Genomic DNA, 19,838 nt, shown 5'->3' on the forward strand with positions numbered 1-19,838 from the left:
CTGGTTTTGATCGCGCGACGTCCTCCGCGGTGGATCCGGAGAACCCTTCACCGGACATTTCACCCGCTTGGCTGAGTCACATCCGGATCGTCCCGTGCGACTCCTCCATCGGGAGGCACGATGAGATCGACGAAGGCACTGTCGGTGTTGGTGGCGGTCGCCTCGACCGTGGTGGCCGGGTGCGGAAGCCACGACGACTCCGGCCGCGGTGAGCCGACGCTCGATCCGACGTCGTACACCACACCGCCGACCGAATCCACCGGCCGGACCACCGGTGCGACCACCGGCGGCTCTTCCGGCGGGAAGATCATCCGTATCGGCGGCCCCAACGCCGAAAACCGCAATCCCAGCACGCCGTGGCCGGACATCTACGTGAACACCAATCGTTACGGATGCACCGAACGGCACAACAACGGTGCCGACGTCCCGGTCACGATCACCGGCGTGCAGATCGTCGGCCGGGGCATCCGGCTGGTCACGGCGTGGGACCAGTGCACGAAGATGGGATACACGAACCCGGTGGATCACGGTTGCCAGGGCCGCACCCTGCAACCGGACCCGGCCAAATCCGGCCGGGGATGTCTGCTCGCGCTGTACGCGGACAAGGTCTCCGGGGCCCGGCAGCAGGTCATTCTGCGCCTGACCTTCCAAGCCACCTGCCGCTCGGCGAAGGAAAGGCCGTGTGGCCAGGTGCCGGCATCGAAGCTGCCGGCCACGGTCCAGTGGACCGCGGACGAGACCGTGACCGCCCGGGGCGATGGTGGCGGTGGAGTCACGACGTCGAGCCCACCCGGCTCCACGTCGAACACTCCCAGCACGACGACGTCCACCTCGTGAACGACCAGGCGGAGCCGCCGAGCCCCTGGCTGCACCGGCTTTCCCAGTTCGCGTCCATCGCGGCGCCGACGAGCGTCGCGGCGGCCCTGCTGTTCTATTTCGGCTACGTCGCGACTTACGCGCGGTACCTGTACTTCGGCGTCGACCTCACCGCGCTCGACCTGTCGACGACGGAGGTGGTGCTGCACGGCGCCGAAGCGCTGTACGCGCCGCTCGCCGGGCTCGTGGTGCTCGCCCTGGCCGTCCACCTCACGGTACGCGGGGTCCGGCGGGCGCTCGCCCGGAAAGCGTGGTCACGCACGCTGCGGGTCGTCGCGATCGTGCTCGTACCGTCGGGCGCGATCCTCTTCGGCCGCGGGGTCGTCGGAGTTCTGTGGCCGGAGGTGTCACAGACGGAATTCCCCGGTGTCACGCCGATCAGCCTCGGCTTCGGCCTGCCGCTGGCGGCGATCGGGGTGTGGCTCTCGCGGGCGGTTCGCGGGCGCGAACGCCGTCCGGGCGGGACGGTGGTGCTCGCCTGCCTGACACTCATCGCGCTGCTCGGCGTCTTCTGGGCGACGAACAGCTTCGCGGCCGCGTACGGCCGGGGAATCGCCGAGACCGTGGGCACGCGGATCGCCAAGGAACGCCCGGCGGTCGTGCTCGACACGGAAGAGCCACTCCATCTGAACCTTCCGGGCCTGCAGGAGCGACTACTGCCCAGCGCCGAAGGACACAAGTTCCGCTACCGCTACCGCGGACTGCACGTGCTCACCGAAGCGGGCGGGAAACTGCTTCTCGTCACCGCGGAACGGAACGGCCGCTCGGGCACGATCGTCGTGCCTTACGACGGTTCGGCCCGCATCCTGTTCGTGCCGAGCTAGCCGGCGGCACCCGGCCGTACTCGGCGTTCAAGCGCGGAGGGCGCGAAGGATCAACATCCCTTTCGCGTGGCGCTTCGTCGATGTACGGGAAGCTCGCCACGAGGATGCGGCCGCTTCGGACACTCCGGCGACGTCACCGAGACCGACGCCTCGATACCTCGCGTGACTGGCGCGGCGGGCAGGAGCGCGGCACATACGGCGACCACGGCACAGGTCAGGTACTTCGCTGCCGAAATCGGCATGATGGAGCGATCCGGCCCGAGCTCGCCGATGCTCACGGATCGCCCACCGGAAGTTCGGACGCGGACCAGGACCTCATCGCGCGCGGTCAGCGGGCGCAGCGGCCGCAGACACCGAAGATCTCCACGGTGTAGGCGATGTCGGAGAAGCCGTGTTCGCCCGCGATCCGGCGGACCCAAGCCGCCACGGCGGGGCCGGCGACCTCGACCGCGTGCCCGCAGGAGCGGCACACCAGGTGATGATGACGACGGCTCGAGCGTCGCCGGTAGACGGCCTCACCGTGGTCCAGGCGCAGCATGTCGGCCTGCCCGGCGGTCACGAGGGTCTGCAAGGTCCGGTAGACGGTGGTGAGCCCGACGTCCTCGCCGCGCTCTCCCAGCAGTTCGTGCAGGTGCCGGGCGGATCGGAAACCCTCGATCTCATCGAGCAGGCGCACCAGCGCCGTACGTTGCCGGGTGATGCGCCTGTCCGCCCGGTTCATGTCCCGTCGCCGGCGGTCACCCGCCCGCGTGCCGCGCCGGCCACTTTCCCGGCGGCGGCCAGATAGGTGACACGGAGGACGCCCGTGGTGGATTCGCGGTCGATCACCACGTCGACGCCGTAGACCGACTCGATCAAGGGGGCGGTCAGCACGGTCTCGGGTGCGCCCGCCGTGACGACCTGCCCGTGCTCGAGGACGACGACGTGGTCACAGTACCGCGCGGCGAGGTTGAGGTCGTGCAGCGCGACGACGCAGGTGACCCCCAACGTGGTCAGCAGGTCGAGCAGTTCGAGCTGATGCCGGATGTCGAGGTGGTTGGTCGGCTCGTCCAGGAGGATTTCCAGCGGCTCCTGCGCGAGAGCGCGGGCGAGCTGGGTGCGCTGTTTCTCGCCCCCGGAGAGGGTGTGCCAGCTCTGGTGCTCCTTGTCGGCGATGTCGACCCGTTCCAGCGCCGCGTCGACGATGTGCCGATCGCGTTCGGTCAGCGCGTCGAAGCGGCCCCGGAAGGGGGTGCGGCCGAGTTCCACGACCTGGCGGACGCTGACGTGGCTGTGGGCGGTCACGTCCTGTTCGACCACGGCGAGGCGCCGGGCGAGCACGCGGCGGCCGAGGTCGCGCAGGCTGGAATCGTCGTAGCGGACGGTCCCCGTGTCGGGGCGGCGCAAACCGGCGAGCAAGCGAAGCAGAGTGGACTTGCCCGAGCCGTTGGGCCCGAGCAGCCCGACGATCTTCCCGTCGTGCGCCGCCATGTCGATGTTGTCGAGCAGCCGGTGCCCCTTGACCGACCAGGACAGTTCGGTGGCGGTGATACGCCCCATCAGGACTCCAGACGCTTCAGGACCAGCGCGAACGCGGGCGCGCCGAGCAGCGCGGTGATGACGCCGGCGGGTAGTTCGTGAGGAGAGAAAACGGTGCGTGCGAAGGTGTCCACCCAGATGAGGAAGAGGGCACCGACGATCGCCGACAGCGGAAGCAGGAGGCGGTGCATCGGGCTCGCCAGGATGCGGACGGCGTGCGGGATCAGCAGCCCGATGAACCCGATCGCACCGGAGGACGCCACCGCGGCCGCGGTGATGACCGAGGTCAGCACCATCAGCCAGATCCGGGCGGCGGTGACGTTGATGCCCAGCGCGGCGGCGGAGTCCCAGCCGAAGGTGAAGGCGTCCAGTGCCGGCGCGAAGAACAGGATGGCGAACACGCCGGCCAGGATGATCACGACGGTGACGGTCACCCCCTCCCACCGGGCACCGGCGAGGGTGCCGAGCAGCCAGTAGGTGAAGCCACGGGTGGAGTTCGCGTCCCCGCTGACCATGAGGATCACCGACGTGACCGCGGCGAAGAACTGGGACACGAGCACGCCGGTGAGCACCACCCGGGAAGGACTGGCCACCCGCCCTCCACCGAGCAGTGCCAGCAGCAGGCCGAAGGAGACCAGGCCGCCGACGAACGCCCCCGTCGAGAGGGAGATGCCTCCGCCGACGCCGAGCAGGAGAACGGCCACCGCGCCGGTGGACGAACCGGACGAGACACCCAGCAGATACGGGTCCGCCAACGGATTCCGGGTGATCGCTTGCAGGACCGCGCCGGCGACGGCCAACGCCGTGCCGACGGCGGCGGCGAGCAACACCCGCGGGAAGCGTGACTCCCAGATCAGGGCGTCCAGCAGTCTCGGCAGCGGTGGCGTAGGGGCCATCCCGTCGAGACCGATATGCCGCAGGATCACGGAAACCACGTCGAGGGGACCGATCTCGGCGCTCCCGAACAGGGACGCCGCGACGATCGACACGAGCAGCCCCGCGGCGGCCACGAAGAAGAACAACACCGTCGGGACACGCCGCGGGCGCGCCGGAATCGCCCCGCGGTCCGTGCCCGGGGCCTTGGCTGAACTCGTCGTCATAACGGCAGGCTGCTCACGGGATTTCGTTCAGGGCGTCGACAAGCGCGGGAACCATCTGCACGCTGCCGTAGCTCGGATCCATCTGCGCGCCGGGGAGGGTGATGAACCGGTTGCCCGCCACCGCGCCGAGCTTGCTGGTGAGCGGATCCTTCTTCAGGAGGTCGAGCTTCTCCTGCACAGTGTCGTTGGGCTCCCCGCGGGTCAAGTCGGCCAGGATGATGACGTCGGGATTCCGGGCGGCGACCTCGTCCCAGCTCACCTCGGCCCATTTGGTCGAAGCGTCGTCGAAGATGTTCTTCACCCCCACGAGTTCGGAGACGCGCTGCGGCAGCCCACCGGGGCCGGCTGCCCACGGGGTTCCCGCGTAGGTGGAGTAGAACCACATCACCCTCAGTGGCTTGTCCCGCTTCTTGACCTTGCCGAGCGCCTTGTCCACCACGGCCTGTTGTTCGGACGCCAGCTTCTCCCCCGCGGCGGGCACACCGAAGATCTTGGCCAGCCGCCGGTATTCCTCGTACAGCATCGGGAAGTCGGCGTTGGCGACGCTGACGTGCTTGGCGCAGTCGAACTCGGTCACGTAGGTCGGCACGCCCAGCTTGTGCAGCTGCTCCCGTTCACCGCCCTGCGCCGCGGTGAGGAAACTCGCGAAGGAGCTGTAGACGAAGTCCGGCTGCGCCTCCAGCAGCTTCTCGTGTTTGATCGTGTCCTTGGGCGCCGACAGGATCGGGATCTTCTTGTACTGCTCGGCGATATCGTCCGGCACCTTGAAGTTCTCGTAGCCCGATCCGACGATGCGGTCCCCCACCCCCAGATGGATGAGGATCTCGGCGGCCGTCTGGTTCATCGTGACCGCTCTCTTCGGCGCCGCCTCGAAGGTCACGTCGATGCCGCAGTTCTTGATGCTGAACGGATAGGCCGTCGCACCCGGCGCCGCTTCCCGCCCGCCCGCTTCGGTGGCCCCGCCGCCCGCACAGCCCGCGAGGCCGGCCAGCATCGCCGCGATCATGACACTGATACCCGATTTCATTTTCATTAAGCGCACGATAGCAGGCCGCGCGCGGACAACGAAGAGCCTCGGCGGCGTTCGAGATGAGGTCACAGGTGGCGAGCAGTGGACAGCACAGTGTCCTCGGCCACAGGGCGACGCTCGCCCCATCGCACGCTGTTTTCCTTGCCTGCCAGGAACATCCGTCAGGCCACCGGCGACCGGACGGCCTATTGCACATGATAACCATTTGCAGTAAAACAGGGAGGTGCCCATGCCTCGACAAGGACAAGGGTCCCTGCTGACCGCTGTCCCACCCTTCCCGCTCACCGCTCTCCGACATCCCGCCGTCTCGTCGCTCCTCGACGATCACCGGGCCCTGCTGACCGAACTTCTGGACGGTCTGGGGTCACCTCTGCACGTCGTGCTGCCGGAGGTCTTCGAGGAGAACATCACCGGTCTCCGGCAAGCGTTCGCCGAGACGGGTGCCGACGTCGACATCCTCTTCGCCAAGAAGGCGAACAAGGCGGACTGCTTCGTCTCCTCGGCCGCCGCCCTCGATGCCGGAATCGACGCCGCCAGCGCCCCCGAACTGGTCAAAGCACTGGCCGGTGGAGTGCCCGGCCACCGGATCGGCGTCTCCGGCCCGGAAAAGGACGACGCCCTGCACTCTCTCGCCGTCCAGCACAACTGCCTGGTCGCGATCGATTCGCTCAGCGAGCTCCGCAGGCTGGCCGCGACGGCCCGGCTCGCCCGACGGCGGGTCCGGGTGCTGCTGCGATCCCGTACGACCGGTCAACCGGGCAGCCGCTTCGGTATGGCCGAGGCCGAACGCGACGCGGCCGTCGGCCTTTGCCTCGACCTCTCGGACCACGTGCGTTTCCAAGGCTTTTCGTTCCATTTGAACGGATATTCCCCGGAGGAACGCGCGACGGCGGCGAACGAGATGATCGAGCACTGCCTCGACGCCAGGCGGCGTGGCGCGCTTTCCGCCGAAGTGGTCGACATCGGCGGCGGGCTGCCGATGCGCTATGTCGAACCGCGACTCTGGGACGAGTTCCTCCTGCAGAACGAGCCCGCCCACTACCACGGAACCAAGGCCGCCAAAGGCTTCTACTTCTATCCGTACGGCGGGCAGCCGACCGCTCAGGCGGCGCGCACACTCATGAACCATCCCGTCGACGGTAACGAGAGCCTGTCGGCGAAGGCGGCCCGCAACGGCATCCGCTTCCTCGTCGAACCCGGCCGGTCCCTGTTGGACCAGGCCGGTTTCACCGTGTACCGCGCACAGCAGGTCGACGACCGGCGGGACACCGACGGGTACGCGATCGTCACCGTCGCGGGCAACAGCCTCAGCCTCAGCGAACCGTGGTTCAACACCGACTATCTCCCGGATCCCGTGCTGCTCTCCGCCGAGCCCGGCGCCGACGAGGTGTTCCCGGCCTGTGTCGCGGGTTCGACCTGCCTGGAGAACGACATGGTGACCTGGCGGAAGATCGGGTTCCCCCGGCCCGTGCGGCCCGGTGATCACCTGGTCTATCTCAATACGGCCGGTTACCACATGGATTTCCTCGAATCACGGTTCCACGACACCCCGCTGCCGTCGAAGGCCGTCATCCGGCTCGGCGACGGCGACGCGCCACCACGCTGGCGACTCGACGGAATCTGAGCGGCCTCGAAACAAAGGAGAAATCCCGAATGTCACAGAACTACGCCGAGCCCGGCCAGTTGTGGTTGCTGCCGCAGTCGCAGCAAGACGGGCTGGACTTCGACTACCGGCAGGTGCTCAAGGTCGTCGAACAGGCCTACTGCGCGGTCCGTGAACGTGGGTCGGACAGCCCGGTCAAGACGATCATCGAAGACCCGGACGACCACTCGCTGAGCTACTCGATGGTGGCCAGGGACGCTGCCAGCGACACCGTGTGTTTCAAGGCCGTCTACGAATTCGACCCGAGCCGCCGCCGGGACGAATACCGGTTCCACTCCTTCATCTTCATCGCCGACGACACCACCGGGGCGCCGATCGCGCTGATGGACGTGGTGAAGCTCGGGCCGTTGCGGTCGTCGGCCACGAGCGCCCTGTTCGCCCGCGCGGCCTGCCCTGACGCCCGCACCGCCCTGGTCGTCGGTACCGGCGTGCAGGGGCAGATCGCCCTGCCGATGCTGCTCGCGGCGTTGCCGGATCTGGAGCGCCTGCAGGTGTTCGGCACCTATCCCGAGGGGTTGCGCGCCGTACAGGACAGTGTCGAGGGCCGCGACGTCGAGATCGTCGACGACCTGGAGAAGGCCGCGGGCCAAGCCGACATCCTGATCGGCACCTCCGGCCTGTCCGTGACGCAAACGGTCCAGCGCGACTGGGTGAAACCGGGATCGATCTCCGTGTTGCTCGGATACGGCGTACACGACGTGTTCCACGGCGCGGACTACCGGATCGCCACCAACACCACCCAGATGCACGTCACCTGCGGCAAACTGCGTGCCCCGGACGGCAGCCTGCCACCGGTGGACGCCGAACTGCCGGACATCCTGCTCGGCCACACGCCCGCCCGGCGCGATCCCGGTGACGTGGTTTTCGCCTACAACAGCGGGATGGCGGTCACCGACGCCGCGCTGGGCCGGTACATCGCCGATCTCGCGCTGGCGGCCGGGCGCGGGGAAAGGGTCAACTTCTGGTGAGCACCGGCACGATCGAGACCGGCGCCTTCCCGAGGCCCCGGCATCGGGGGGCGATCGTCCCATGAACCACGTCCTCGAACCGGCGACCTCGATCTCCTTGGTACGCCAAGAGGTTCTGGGCCTGCCCGCCTACGATCCAGGCGCCGACCCGGACGAGGTGGCCCGGGTCAGCGGCACCGGCCGCGTGATCAAATTGTCCAACAACGAGAGCCCGTTCGGTGTCTCCCCAGCGGTCGCCGAAGCCATGCGGCTGCGCCTGGCCGACGGATTCTCCCGCTATCCCGACCCCACCGGCAAACGGCTGGCCGAGACGATCGGGCGGACGCTGGCCGTACCGGCCGGTCACGTCGTGCTCGGCAACGGTTCGGAGAACATCCTGGAACTGCTGTGCCAGGCCGTACTCGATCCGGGTGACCTGGTCACCACCCAGGCGCCGGGGTTCAGCCTGCACGAGATCTTCCCGCGCATGATGGGCGCCCGGGTCGAGAAGGTCCCGGTCACCGCCGGGTTCGGCTTCGACGCGGGCGCCTGGCGCGACGCCCTCGCCGCGGGTCCGAAACTCGTGTTCCTCGCCAATCCCTGCAACCCGACCGGCGCGATACTCACCGCCGGCGAGCTGGAACGCGTCGTGGCCGGCACACCCGAGTCGGCGTTGCTGGTGCTCGACGAGGCCTACTGCGAGTTCGCCCGTCCCGATCCGGAGTACCCCGACGGGCTGGCGGTCCTGCGCGGGCAGGACCGGCCGTGGATCGTGCTGCGCACCTTCTCCAAGGCCTACGGATTGGCGGGCATCCGGGTCGGGTTCGGCGTCGCCTCGGACGCCGGCCTGGTCCACGCACTGAACCGGGTTCGTACCCCCTACAACGTCAACCAGCCGGCCCAGGACGCCGCGATCGCCGCACTGGGCGATCACACGCATCTGGCGGACACGGTCCGCCGGACCCGCCTCGAGCTCGCCAGGATCACGGATCGCTTGCGCGGCGCGGGGTTCCGCGTGGCGCCGTCCTCGGCCAACTTCGTGTTCGTCGACACGGACCACGGCTCCGACTGGGTGGCGAAGGAGCTGCATCGCGCCGGAATCATCGTCAAGGCATGGCGCGAGCCGGGATACGAGACCTTCATTCGAGCCTCACTGTCGACCCCGAAGAGAACGACGTCTTCGTCAGGTGCCTGACGGAGATCTGCGCGAAGGGCAAGCGATGATCAAGGACAGGGTGTCCGATCTGGTCGGGCGAACGCCGCTGATCAGACTGGCGGTGGCGGACGGGGCGGGAACGGTCCTGCTGAAGATGGAGCAGTACAACCCCACCGGCACCGCCAAGATCCGGATGGCCAGGAACATGGTGGACGAGGCCGAGGAGCAGGGACTGCTCGCCCCCGGCGGCTGGCTGGTCGAGGCCACCTCCGGCAACACCGGGATCGGTTTGGCGCTCATCGCCGCCGAACGTGGCTACAAGTTCACCGCCGTGGTCGACAACCACGCCAGTATCGACAAATTGCGCGGCATGCTCGCCTACGGCGCCGAACTGCTCAATGTCTCCGGGGACGAGGACGGCCTGGCCACCGCCGAACGCTACGCCACTGCTCGACGGCTCGCCGCGGAGCAGGGCGCCTTCTGCACCGCGCAGGACAGCAATCCGGGAAATCCCAACGGATATCGGCCACTCGCCCGCGAGTTGCGTGACGACCTTGGCGAGGACATCGATTACCTGTTCGGAGCGGTCGGCACCGGCGGTTCGCTGTCCGGCACCGGCCGCGCCCTGCGGGAACACATCCCGGATCTGAGGATCATCGGTGTCGAGCCGGTGGGTTCCATCGCTTTCGGCGGCGAAGAAGCGCCCTACCACCAAACCGGCACCGGCACACCGGAAGTCTCGGAAATCTGCGACGTCCTCGACTACGACCTGATCGACGAAGGGATCAAGGTCAGCGACTCGGAGGCCTTCGAGACCTGCCGCTATCTGGCAAGGAATTTCGGAATTCTGATCGGGGGCTCGGCGGGCGGCGTGGTGTACAAGGCCTTGGAACGCGCGCGGACCGCCGGACCCGAGACCACCATCGTCGTCCTGGTGTGCGACGGCGGTGAACGGTACTTGGACACCGTGTACAACGACGAGTGGATGGCGGCCAAGGGCCTGTTCGACGAGCAGGTCGCCGACCGGCTCGCCGCCATGCTGCGGCCCGCCCCGGCCGACGCCATCAGGAAGGCGCCCGCGGAAATCCACTGAATCACCGCGTATCGACGAGCTCGCCCGTTCACCGCCGTGAACGGGCGAGCTCGCTTTACGGGCCGGGTGCTGCCGCAGTGGCGAGTGGGGAGGTTTTCGGACGTTCAGCGTCCGAAATCCTCCCCACTCGGCTGTGAATCGGTCCGTACAAGCTGGATCAGGGTGCCCCCGATCCTCCGTTGAGCAAAGGTGAAGTGTCGGCGGCGGTCGAAGCCGGCACCCGGTCTCGGAGCTTGGCGTGCTCGTCAGCTGGGCCGAAGGGGCCCATCGCCGTGTCTGATGCGGCGATGGGCCCCTTCGCGTCGTGCAGGTGCCGCGAGCTTCGCGTGATCCGAGGGAGGACACGCGTGATCGGACGGCGATCACGCGTGTCCAGAAGGCGATCTCGCGTGATTGAACGCGGAACTCACCATCGGTCAGGAAGCGTCCTCGGTCTCGATGAATCCTTCGAGTTGCGAGGCGAGCAGTTCGACATAGGCACCGTTGCGCGCGACGAGTTCTTCGTGCGTGCCGGTTTCGGCGACGCGTCCATCGGAGATGACGACGATCCGGTCCGCGGTGCGGATGGTGGAGAGCCGGTGGGCGATCACCAGGGTGGTGCGGCCGTGCCGGGCTTCGTCCATCGCCTCCGTCACCGCCTGCTCGCTGGCGGCGTCGAGGTTGGACACGGCTTCGTCCATGACCAGGATGGGAGCGTCCTTCAGCAGCGCTCGCGCGATCGCGATCCGTTGCCGTTGGCCACCGGACATGAGGGCGCCGAGTTCGCCCGCGACGGTGTCGTAGCCGTTCGGCAGTGTCGTGATGAACTCGTGGGCCTGCGCGGCCCGTGCCGCGGCCTCGACCTCGTCGTCGGAGGCGTCGGCGCGGCCGAGGCGGATGTTGTCGCGCAGACTGGTGTTGAACAGGAAGGTGTCCTGCGGTACCAGGGTCATGAGGCCGCGCAGGTCTTCCTGGGGGAAGTCGCGGACGTCGTGCCCGCCGACGGAAACCGATCCGCCGGTGACGTCCCAGAACCTCAGCAGCAGGTTGGCGCAGGTCGATTTGCCGGCGCCGGAGCGTCCGACCAGTGCGACGGTCTCGCCGGGACGGACCTCGAAGCTGATGTCCCGTACAGCGGGCCGAAGATCGCTGCGGTAGGCGAAAGTGACGTCGGTGAAGCGGACATGCGGCACGACCGGCCCCTCCGGCGGGCGGCTGACCAGATCGGTGACCGGGGCGGGCGCGTCGAGCAGCGTGTTGATGCGATCGGCCGACGACGCGACCATCGACAGCTCGCGCGCCACCTCGGTCACCTTCAGCACCGGCAGCATCGCCATCGAGGCGAGCACGACGGCGACCGGGAAGAGCGAGCGGTCGAGCTCGCCCGCGATGACGAGCCGTGCGCCCAGGACGAGCACCACGAGAATCCCCAGCAGGGCGATGGTGTCCGTGGCGGCGTACTCGATACCGCTGCGGCGCCCGTGCGCGGATTTCGCCTTGGCCAGCCGGACACTCTGTTTGCGCAGCAACCCGAGCCGCTGCGAGTGCGCGCCGAAATTCACCAGTTCGCGCAAGCCCTGGAAGGTGTCGGTGCTGTCGGCGCTCATCCGGCCGAGAGAGTCACGCAATTCGTTCCCGTGCAGTTCGGCCTGACGCCGCAACCAGGCCGGGACCGAGGCGAGCAGGATCAGGATCGGCACCAGAACACAGGCCAGCGACCAGTGGAACCAGCCCAGCGCGACCGTGGTGGCCACCGGGACGGTCGACGCGACGGCCAGCGGGCTGAGCGTGTGGGCGAAGAACAGCTCGATCTGTTCGACGTCGGAGACCGCGGCCGAGCCGAGGTCACCGGACCGCCGTTCGAGCATGTAGCCGGGCGAGAGCCGTTCGAAGGCGGCGAACACCTTCGCCCGGGTGTCGGCCAGCGCGCGGAAGGCCGCGACATGCGCGTACGTGTTGTCGGCGATGCTCAGGACCACCAACGGAAGGATCAGGCAGGCGAGCGTGATCAGCCAGCCGGTGAGCTGCTCCAGCGAGGCCCCCGACGCCGCCCGCGCGACCACGTACGCGCCGATCCCGGACGATGCGAGCAGGAGCAGCTGGTGCAGCACCCCGGCCAGGTAGGCCACCGTGATGAGCCGGCGGTGCTCCCCCAGCAGGGGCATCAGGCTCCGCAGCCTGGCGACGAGCGACCGGTCCGACCTCGGCGGCCCGGCTTCGCTGTGGCTGTGGCCGTGGCCGTGCTCGTGGATGTGGATGGTCGAGGTCATGCCGGCACTCCAGTCTGGGTCGCGACGAGTTCGGCGTAAAGGCCCTTGCGTGCCAACAGATCCGGGTGGCTGCCGAATTCGGCCACCCGGCCGGAGTCCATCACCACGATCCGGTCGGCGTCGCGCACCGTGGACAGCCGGTGGGCGATGATGATCGTCGTGCGGCCGCGGGTCAGCTCGCCGAGGGCCTCGGTGATCTCCGCTTCGTTGGCGGCGTCGATACTCGATGTCGGCTCGTCGAGGATGAGTACGGGAGCGTCTTTCAGCAGGGCGCGGGCGATCGCGATGCGCTGGCGCTCGCCACCGGACAGTTTCAGGCCGCGTTCGCCGACGATCGTGTCGAAACCCTGAGGCAGGCGGTCGATGAAATCGGCCGCCTGAGCCGCCGTCACCGCACGCCGGATCTCCTCGTCGGTGGCGTCCGGTTTGGCGAGCAGCAGGTTCTCCCGGATCGTGCCGTGGAACAGGTAGGTGTCCTGCGCCACGACGCCGATCAAGGATCGCAGGTGCGCCAACGGGAATTCGGAGATGTCGCGACCATCGACGCGGATGGAGCCCGCGTCGACGTCGAAGTACCGCATCATCAGTCCGAGCACGGTGCTCTTGCCCGCTCCGGACCGGCCGACGATGGCCACCCGCTCCCCCGGTGCGACGGTCAGGCTGAACCCGTCGAGAGCCGGAGCACGCCGGGTCGGGTAGCAGAACCGGAGATCGGTGAACTCCAGGCCCGGAGGGTTCTGCCGCAGCGCCGGGGCCGTGGTCGCGGTGTCCCGCGCGTCCGGTTCCAGGCGCAGCACGTCGGCGACCGCGCGTCCGGCCGGGATGGCGTGGTACGCCGAGTGATACGCCGCCTCCAGCTCGGTCATGGGCCGGAAGGTCTCGCGGGTCAGCATCAGGATGGTGAACAGCCCGGCGATGCTCACCGCGCCGGTGGCCGCGTGCCAGGCACCCAGGCCCACGGCGGCGGTCGTGCCGATCGGCACCATCAGGGCGCCGATGCTCGATGTCCCGCACCAGGCGATCATCAGCCGGATGGAGTCCCGGCAGAACGCCTCGCCCCGCTCGACGATCTCGCGGCCGCGCCGTCCGCTGGCGTTGAACGCCTTGAGTGTCCCCATTCCCTGCACCGCGTCCAGGCTCTCGGAGTACATGCCGCGGTAGGACACCATCCAGCGCCCGCCACGTTCCCTGATCGCCTGTTCCCGAACAACTTGGACAGTGGCGCCAGCAAGGCGCACGCGAGCACGACCAGGCCCACCAACGGATCGACCGCGATCACGTACACCGAAGCCAGGCAGGACCCCAGCACCGACGCCACCACGGACGGCACGAACCGGCCCACCAGCGGGTCGAGCAGCTCCACCGAGTCCACCAGCGTCGACTGAAGATCCCCGGTGCGCATCCGCTGCGCCTGGCCGGGCCCGATCTCCATCAGCTTGAGAGTCAGCCCTTCGCGCACCGCCTCCTTCACCCGCGCCGACACCCGGGGCGCCCACCAGTCCCGGACGACGATCAAGCCGATACGCGCCAGCTGCAGCACACCGATGACAGCCAAAGACGCCAGCAGACCACCGATGTCACCGGAGGAGAAGGCCTTGAACAGCAGATCCGCGATCATCAGGCCCTGGCCGACATACGTCGCCGTGATCAGCAGCATCAGGCCGACAAGACCGGCTATCTCCACCCAAGCCCGCGGACGCAAGCCCAGGAACAACTTGATCGTCGACCACACGGCCGCACCTCCACAGAAAGATTCGTTCGCTTGCGGACGGGCGATCCCGCCGGAACGGGACGGCGGCCGCCCGGCCGACGGGATCGATCTCGCCGGACTCACCGACGCAACTCTACAATGAAAACCGTTATCAATATCAGTCAGGTGGCCCGGGTTTCCCGGGCGCATCCAAGGAGCGGCGCACCTGCACTACGTTATTGATAATGATAATCATGTCAAGGTAGACTACGCGACGGCTCGCGGACCACACTTCCCGGCACCCGCGACGACCGGGCGCGTGACCGAAGAGAGTCCTCGTGGGCGGCATGCGCGGAGGCCTCTGTGAAGCCGACGCCGGTGTCGGTCCGGCGAGGACCTACCCGGCCAGTTGACCGGGCTGCGTCGTTCGAGGAAGACGATGTCGTGGCAGTGAGCGATGCGCCCGGGGATGCCGACGGTGCGGCAGCAGGCGTGGTTGTCGAGCCCTTCGCCGCATACCGGCGGACCGCCTCCACTCACGTCGGCCACATCATGCCCAAGCCGACCTCACCGACCGGACTCGGATCGCCACCGACGCGCCTGGCCTACCGCGCATCCGAACCAGGCGGGTTCCCGCGGGCAGGCGAATACCGAAAGCTCCTTACGTCGCATCGGACTCGACGAAAGGAGCCTTCAGCCCACCGCGACCCCACCCACTGGTCAGGACCGCTTCCACTCCTGCTGTTCCCACGCCGGGTCCAGCGGGGTATGAGCAAGGTGATTGGCGTACTTGGACAACGTCTTCATGCCCACGCCGAGGATCCACTCCAGCACGTTGCGCATGCGCGACCTTGCGGACACTCACGTTCCCGCGCGCGCTCGTTCAAGCCGATCACGACACATTCGTTGCCTTGCAAGACATCCACGAACAGACTGCGCACCACGGAACCTTCACCGACGTCGCCACGGCCGTCCGCTATCGCTCCCCGAAAAGGAGCCCGCCGAGGCGCGACGTTCGCCCCGGCGAAGGCACGCGGCGGATCACAGGGCCGTGCCGAGCCCCCGGGTGATCCGATATGCCGCCTCCGCGACGGCGCGGCCGTGGTCGTCGAACACCGCCTCGGTCATCCGCACGGTGGGGCCGGACACGGACACGGCGCCGATCGGGCGGCCGTCCGCGTCCAGGATCGCCGCGCCGACAGCGACGATGCCGTCGCTGAGGCCTTCCTGGTTGAGCGACCAGCCACGGGCCCGGATTTCCGCCAGCCGGGTACGCAGCGCATCCGGATCGACGATGGTGCGCCGGGTACGTTCCTCCAGCGCGCCACCTTCGAGGTAGGCGTCGACTTCGAGATCGGTGCACGCCGCCAGATACGCCTGCCCGGTGGCGGAGGCGTTGAGCGGGATGCGGTAGCCCAGCGGCAGGAACGCGCGCAAGGAATGCGCGGTGTCGAGCCGTTCGAGAAGCACCAGTTCCCGGCCGTCGGCAGCGGCCAGGTGGATGGTCTCCCCGGTGCCGAGCTGAAGCTCGTGCAGGATCGGCAGCGCGCGTTCCCGCAGCCCCCCGGCGTCACGCGCCTGGTTCCCGACGGCGAACGCCCGATACGTCAGCTGCCAGCGGGCGGCGTCGTCGGTGCGGCACCACCCGACCTCCTCGAGCGTCCGCAGAGTCCGCTGCACCGTGCTCTTCGGGAGTCCGACGGTGCGAGCCAGTTCGGACAGGCCGACGGGCTGCGACTCGCCCACCGCCTCCAGCACCTTGATCGCCGAGAGAACGCTATTCGTCGTCATCCGCTTGACCCTCCTCGCGTGTCCGTCTTACGGTAGCCGCCAGCGGTCCACATGGCGCACCATTGTGCCACACAGTGGACCGATCGGGCGGCGGTACACCAACGGAGGTGCGCACATGACCGTGCAGATCGTGGCGTTGACGATATTCGCGGCCGTGTTCGTGATCGCCGAGATCCGCCGCACGCATATCGGTATCGCGATGTTCGCCGCCGCCGCGGCGATGGGGCTGCTCGCGGGTGTGCCGCTCGACGACATCGTCAGCGGCTATCCCATCGACATCCTGATCCTGCTGGTCGGGGTGACGTTCTTCTTCGGGATCGCCAAGTCCAACGGCACGATCGAACGACTCGTCGACCGGGCACTGGTCTTCGTCCGGGGCCGGACCGGAGCGCTGCCCGTGGCCTTCTTCGTCCTCACCGGGCTGATCTCGGCGATGGGTTCCCCGCTCGGCGGCCTGGTGATGGCCCCGATCGGCATGTCGGTGGCACACCGGCGCGGGATCGACCCGATGTTGATGGCGCTCGCGATCGGCACGGGGTTGTCGGCCGGCGGGTTCGCTCCGACCTCCCTGTTCGGCATCGTCACCTGGGGCACCGCCGATTCGGCCGGTATCGAACTCGACCCGCTCGTCCTGTTCGCCGTCGCGATCGGCGTGAACCTGCTGCTACTCGCGGCGGCCTACCTGATGTTCGGCTCCCGAGGCGACCGGCGGACCCTGCCCTCGGACGACGACGTGGCCGACCCGGCCGGGATCCCGCCGCTGCGGGCGATCCACGTCATCACCGCCTTCGCCGTGCTGGGCCTGCTCGCCGTGGTCGTCGTGCTCGCGCTGCGGGACAGCCGGCCCGATGTCGGCGTACTCGCCTTCGGGTTCGGCGCGGTCCTCGCGCTGATCGACCCGGAGAGCGGCCGGACCGCGCTCAAGGAGATCGACTGGTCGACCGTGCTGCTGGTGGGCGGAATCATCACCTACGTCGGTGTCCTGCAGAAGATCGGCGCCATCGACCTCCTCGGCGACCTCGCCTCCGGCCCGAGCGCGCCGATCTTCGCCGCACTCGTGATCTGCGCGGTCAGCGGCCTGGTGTCGGCCTTCGCCTCCACGACCGGCATCCTCGCCGCCCTGGTCCCGCTCGCCATCCCCCTGGTGCAGCACGGGGATCTGCCGGGCTGGGCGCTGATCTGCGCACTGGCCCTCTGTTCCTCCATTGTGGACATTTCCCCCTTCTCGACGGTGGGTGCGGCGCTGGTCGCGACCACCGTCGATCCCGAAGCGCGGCCCCGCGTGACCGCGTTGCTGACCAGGTACGGCCTCACCATGGTCGTGCTCGGGCCGGTCGTCCTGGTCGGCGTGCTCGTGTTGCCCGCGATGGCGCTCTGATCACCCCAAGAAAAGAAGCCGGAGATCCCGTTGTTACTCACCTCGCTTGGTTCAGGACAAGACCTCGAGCGCGCCGTCGTCGTCGGAGACGAAGTGCTGTCGAGGTCCGGGCTGGCCGATCGGGCCTGCCGGTTCGCGGCCGCGATCCCCGACGCCGGGCCGATCGCGGTCCTGGCGACGCCGACGATGGACACGGTCGTCGCCGTGACCGGCTGCCTGCTCGCCGGCGTACCGGTGGTGCCGGTCCCCCCGGACTCCGGTCCCGCCGAGCTGTCGCACATGATCCGCGACTCGGGTGCGACGGCCTGGTCCGGCGACCTCCCGCCGTGTGTCGATCTGCCGACGATCACTCCCGGCCGGACCGCGATAGCGCCGCGAGCCGTCGATCCGGAGCGAACGGCGATGCTCGTCTACACCTCCGGGACGACAGGTGCGCCGAAAGGCGTGCAGCTGTCCGGCGCCGCGATCGCCGCCGGCTTGGACGGCCTGTTCACCGCCTGGGACTGGACTCCGGACGACACCGTCGTACACGGTCTGCCGCTGTTCCACGTCCATGGCCTCGTGCTGGGGGTGCTCGGCTCGCTGCGGCGAGGATCCCGTGTCGTGCACACGGTGGCGCCGCGCCCGGATCGGTACGCGGCCACCGACGGCACCATGTACTTCGGCGTCCCGACCGTGTGGAACCGGATAGCGCAGGACCCTCGGTCGGCTCATGCCCTGCGCAAGGCCCGGCTGCTGGTGTCCGGGAGCGCGCCCTTGCCGTCCCCCTTGTTCGAAGCCATCGCGGAATTGACCGGGCAGTCGCCGGTCGAGCGTTACGGCATGTCCGAAACCATGATCACGGTGAGCGCGCAGGCGTCGGGCGAACGGCGCGCCGGCTGGGTCGGCCTACCGATTCCCGGTGCCGAAACGCGGTTGATGTCACCCTCGGAGGACGACGCGGGCCCGGTCCCGGACGACGGCCGAACCGTCGGCGCGCTCCAGGTCCGCGGCCCGATGCTGTTCAGCGGCTACCTCGGCCGACCGGACGCCACCGCGGAAGCCTGGACCGAGGACGGCTGGTTCCGCACCGGCGACCTGGCCGTCCGCGATCCCGGCGGCTTCCACCGGATCGTCGGACGCGAGTCCACCGACCTGATCAAGTCGGGCGGCTATCGCATCGGGGCGGGCGAGATCGAGGCGGCGCTGATGGACCATCCCTCGGTCGTCGATGTCGCGGTGGTCGGAGTCCCGGACCCCGACCTCGGCCAGAAGATCATCGCGTTCGTGATCAGTCCCGATCGTGACGGCCAAGTTCTCATCGATCACGTCGCCCAACGCCTGTCCCGGCACAAGCGGCCCCGCGAGGTCGTGTTCCTCGACGAGCTGCCGCGCAACCAGATGGGCAAAGTCGTCAAACAGCGGCTGAGGCCGCGATAGCCCGATGCGGAACGCGGTCGGCCGGTGATGACTTCAGGGCGGCACCCGCCGAACTCGCGGCTCGACAGGCGCGCTCGAAATTGAGGAAATCAGGGCAGCCCGCCATCTCGACGCCGTAGGCGATGAGATGGCGGGCTGCCCTGACGGACTACATCGCTCAGGGAAGGCGGTGTCATGTCAGAGGCCGTCACGCTGGTCGATGCGTTCGCGGATGCCCACGGGGCGGTAAGCCCGGCTTGTCGGAGACATGGCACTTGACATGGCAATTCCAATCAAGGAAATCGTAGATGATCAGCTGAACTTTTCCCTTAATCGTCACTGCCAGGCATGCCCGCGCCTTGAATCGCAGGCGCCTCGAGTTCGAGGTGTTTACGTGCCACTACGACGAACATATCGGCCAATGGCGGTTCAGGGGTGACGGGCTCGCGCGCGATGATCGCGTGTAATGTCCCCCGGCGTGCCCTTGTTGCGCCACAATCCCGAACGAGCCGGCTCTACCCGATCGGCCAACACCGCCGCGCCGCCTGACCGGAGTGCTCTCGCGGTTCCGCCAGGAGCTCGCGACATCACGCTTGCAGCACCGAAGTCGGTATCCGTGCCGGCGTCATTCCTCTCCCCGGAGGACGAGCGACTGAACGCCGTCTTCACCGGCCACGAGTCAGCGGTACTCGACGTTCTTTCCTGGCTCGACGAAAATGCGGCATTCGCACACAGCGGGACGGATACATTCGGCTGCCGGGGGCTGAACACCATGGTGGTCCTGCACACCAGCAGCGCCCGCCGGCACCCGCACATCCACTCCCACGTCCTGGTCGATCCCACCGTCACGGGCATGGACGGTCGCCCATACCCGGTGGACTGGGACGTGTTCGAGCAGGCGCTCATTGCCGCGGCTCCGCTGTACAGAGCCTCACTGCGACACAATCTCGTCCAATCACTCGGCGTGACTTGGACTCGCGACCACCACGGGAGCGAGTGGCAGATCGCCGGCGTTCCCGAGGCACTGCTGTTTCAATGGCCGGACACAACCTGCGACTTCCCGTCATTTCACGAAGTCCGGTAATTCACCCACGCTGAGTGGGCCGCTCCAGCCGAGGCCGGGAT

General features: G+C 68.2%; 18 protein-coding genes. 9 read left to right on the plus strand and 9 right to left on the minus strand.

Going from position 1 to position 19,838, the window contains the following annotated elements:
- Positions 1-120: 120 nt before the first annotated feature.
- A complete protein-coding gene (locus MJQ72_RS00445) occupies positions 121-837 on the plus strand; it encodes a hypothetical protein (protein WP_240597002.1) in 717 nt (238 codons plus the stop codon).
- A complete protein-coding gene (locus tag MJQ72_RS00450) occupies positions 834-1,700 on the plus strand; it encodes a hypothetical protein (protein WP_240597003.1) in 867 nt (288 codons plus the stop codon). The genes MJQ72_RS00445 and MJQ72_RS00450 overlap by 4 nt, the downstream gene beginning before the upstream one ends.
- A 328-nt stretch (positions 1,701-2,028) precedes the next feature.
- Here the strand turns inward: MJQ72_RS00450 and MJQ72_RS00455 are convergent, their stop codons facing one another.
- The 4 genes from MJQ72_RS00455 to MJQ72_RS00470 are packed head-to-tail and all read right to left on the minus strand — an operon-like array spanning position 2,029 to position 5,351.
- Positions 2,029-2,421, minus strand: a complete 393-nt coding sequence (locus MJQ72_RS00455) for a Fur family transcriptional regulator (RefSeq protein WP_240597004.1) — start codon at positions 2,419-2,421, stop codon at positions 2,029-2,031.
- Positions 2,418-3,239 carry an ABC transporter ATP-binding protein gene (locus MJQ72_RS00460; RefSeq protein ID WP_240597005.1) on the minus strand — a complete coding sequence of 274 codons (822 nt, stop codon included), beginning with the start codon at positions 3,237-3,239 and terminating at the stop codon, positions 2,418-2,420. The genes MJQ72_RS00455 and MJQ72_RS00460 overlap by 4 nt, the downstream gene beginning before the upstream one ends.
- Positions 3,239-4,318, minus strand: a complete 1,080-nt coding sequence (locus MJQ72_RS00465) for an iron ABC transporter permease (RefSeq protein WP_240597006.1) — start codon at positions 4,316-4,318, stop codon at positions 3,239-3,241. The genes MJQ72_RS00460 and MJQ72_RS00465 overlap by 1 nt, the downstream gene beginning before the upstream one ends.
- A 13-nt stretch (positions 4,319-4,331) precedes the next feature.
- On the minus strand, positions 4,332-5,351 hold the full coding sequence (locus MJQ72_RS00470; RefSeq protein ID WP_240597007.1) for an ABC transporter substrate-binding protein: 1,020 nt from the start codon (positions 5,349-5,351) through the stop codon (positions 4,332-4,334).
- A gap of 226 nt (positions 5,352-5,577) precedes the next feature.
- On the opposite strand from MJQ72_RS00470, the gene MJQ72_RS00475 reads away from it, so the two are divergent.
- The 4 genes from MJQ72_RS00475 to MJQ72_RS00490 all read left to right on the plus strand — a co-directional run bounded on the left by MJQ72_RS00475 (position 5,578) and on the right by MJQ72_RS00490 (position 10,207).
- Positions 5,578-6,972 (plus strand): alanine racemase, encoded by a 1,395-nt coding sequence (locus MJQ72_RS00475; protein WP_240597008.1) that lies wholly within the window; start codon positions 5,578-5,580, stop codon positions 6,970-6,972.
- Between the two features lie 29 nt (positions 6,973-7,001).
- Positions 7,002-7,979 (plus strand): ornithine cyclodeaminase, encoded by a 978-nt coding sequence (locus MJQ72_RS00480; RefSeq protein WP_240597009.1) that lies wholly within the window; start codon positions 7,002-7,004, stop codon positions 7,977-7,979.
- Between the two features lie 61 nt (positions 7,980-8,040).
- Positions 8,041-9,153: an aminotransferase class I/II-fold pyridoxal phosphate-dependent enzyme gene (locus tag MJQ72_RS00485; protein ID WP_240597010.1), complete on the plus strand. Its 1,113-nt coding sequence runs from the start codon at positions 8,041-8,043 to the stop codon at positions 9,151-9,153.
- Positions 9,146-10,207 (plus strand): PLP-dependent cysteine synthase family protein, encoded by a 1,062-nt coding sequence (locus MJQ72_RS00490; protein WP_240597011.1) that lies wholly within the window; start codon positions 9,146-9,148, stop codon positions 10,205-10,207. The genes MJQ72_RS00485 and MJQ72_RS00490 overlap by 8 nt, the downstream gene beginning before the upstream one ends.
- A 416-nt stretch (positions 10,208-10,623) precedes the next feature.
- On the opposite strand, the gene MJQ72_RS00495 is transcribed toward MJQ72_RS00490, so the two are convergent.
- The 5 genes from MJQ72_RS00495 to MJQ72_RS00510 form a co-directional block, all read right to left on the minus strand.
- Positions 10,624-12,456, minus strand: coding sequence for an ABC transporter ATP-binding protein (locus MJQ72_RS00495; RefSeq protein ID WP_240597012.1), 1,833 nt, complete (start codon positions 12,454-12,456; stop codon positions 10,624-10,626).
- Positions 12,453-13,574: an ABC transporter ATP-binding protein gene (locus tag MJQ72_RS00500; protein ID WP_240597013.1), complete on the minus strand. Its 1,122-nt coding sequence runs from the start codon at positions 13,572-13,574 to the stop codon at positions 12,453-12,455. The genes MJQ72_RS00495 and MJQ72_RS00500 overlap by 4 nt, the downstream gene beginning before the upstream one ends.
- Complete coding sequence (locus tag MJQ72_RS00505) at positions 13,481-14,188, minus strand: ABC transporter transmembrane domain-containing protein (RefSeq protein ID WP_240597014.1); 708 nt, start codon at positions 14,186-14,188, stop codon at positions 13,481-13,483. Before MJQ72_RS00505 ends, MJQ72_RS00500 begins: the two co-directional genes overlap by 94 nt.
- Before the next feature lie 678 nt (positions 14,189-14,866).
- A complete protein-coding gene (locus MJQ72_RS44570; RefSeq protein WP_256464097.1) occupies positions 14,867-14,989 on the minus strand; it encodes a hypothetical protein in 123 nt (40 codons plus the stop codon).
- Between the two features lie 198 nt (positions 14,990-15,187).
- On the minus strand, positions 15,188-15,937 hold the full coding sequence (locus tag MJQ72_RS00510) for an IclR family transcriptional regulator (RefSeq protein WP_240597015.1): 750 nt from the start codon (positions 15,935-15,937) through the stop codon (positions 15,188-15,190).
- A 115-nt stretch (positions 15,938-16,052) separates the two neighbouring features.
- Here MJQ72_RS00510 and MJQ72_RS00515 point away from each other — a divergent pair, with 115 nt between their 5' ends.
- The 3 genes from MJQ72_RS00515 (at position 16,053) to MJQ72_RS00525 (ending at position 19,797) form a co-directional block, all read left to right on the plus strand.
- Positions 16,053-17,315 carry an SLC13 family permease gene (locus MJQ72_RS00515; protein ID WP_240597016.1) on the plus strand — a complete coding sequence of 421 codons (1,263 nt, stop codon included), beginning with the start codon at positions 16,053-16,055 and terminating at the stop codon, positions 17,313-17,315.
- A 30-nt stretch (positions 17,316-17,345) separates the two neighbouring features.
- Positions 17,346-18,734: an acyl-CoA synthetase gene (locus tag MJQ72_RS00520; RefSeq protein ID WP_396426919.1), complete on the plus strand. Its 1,389-nt coding sequence runs from the start codon at positions 17,346-17,348 to the stop codon at positions 18,732-18,734.
- A 457-nt stretch (positions 18,735-19,191) separates the two neighbouring features.
- Entirely contained in the window at positions 19,192-19,797 is a 606-nt protein-coding gene (locus tag MJQ72_RS00525; protein WP_240597018.1) for a relaxase domain-containing protein, read from the plus strand.
- The last annotated feature ends 41 nt before the right edge of the window (positions 19,798-19,838 follow it).

The sequence above is a fragment of the Amycolatopsis sp. EV170708-02-1 genome (assembly GCF_022479115.1).
Classification (GTDB): Bacteria; Actinomycetota; Actinomycetes; order Mycobacteriales; family Pseudonocardiaceae; genus Amycolatopsis.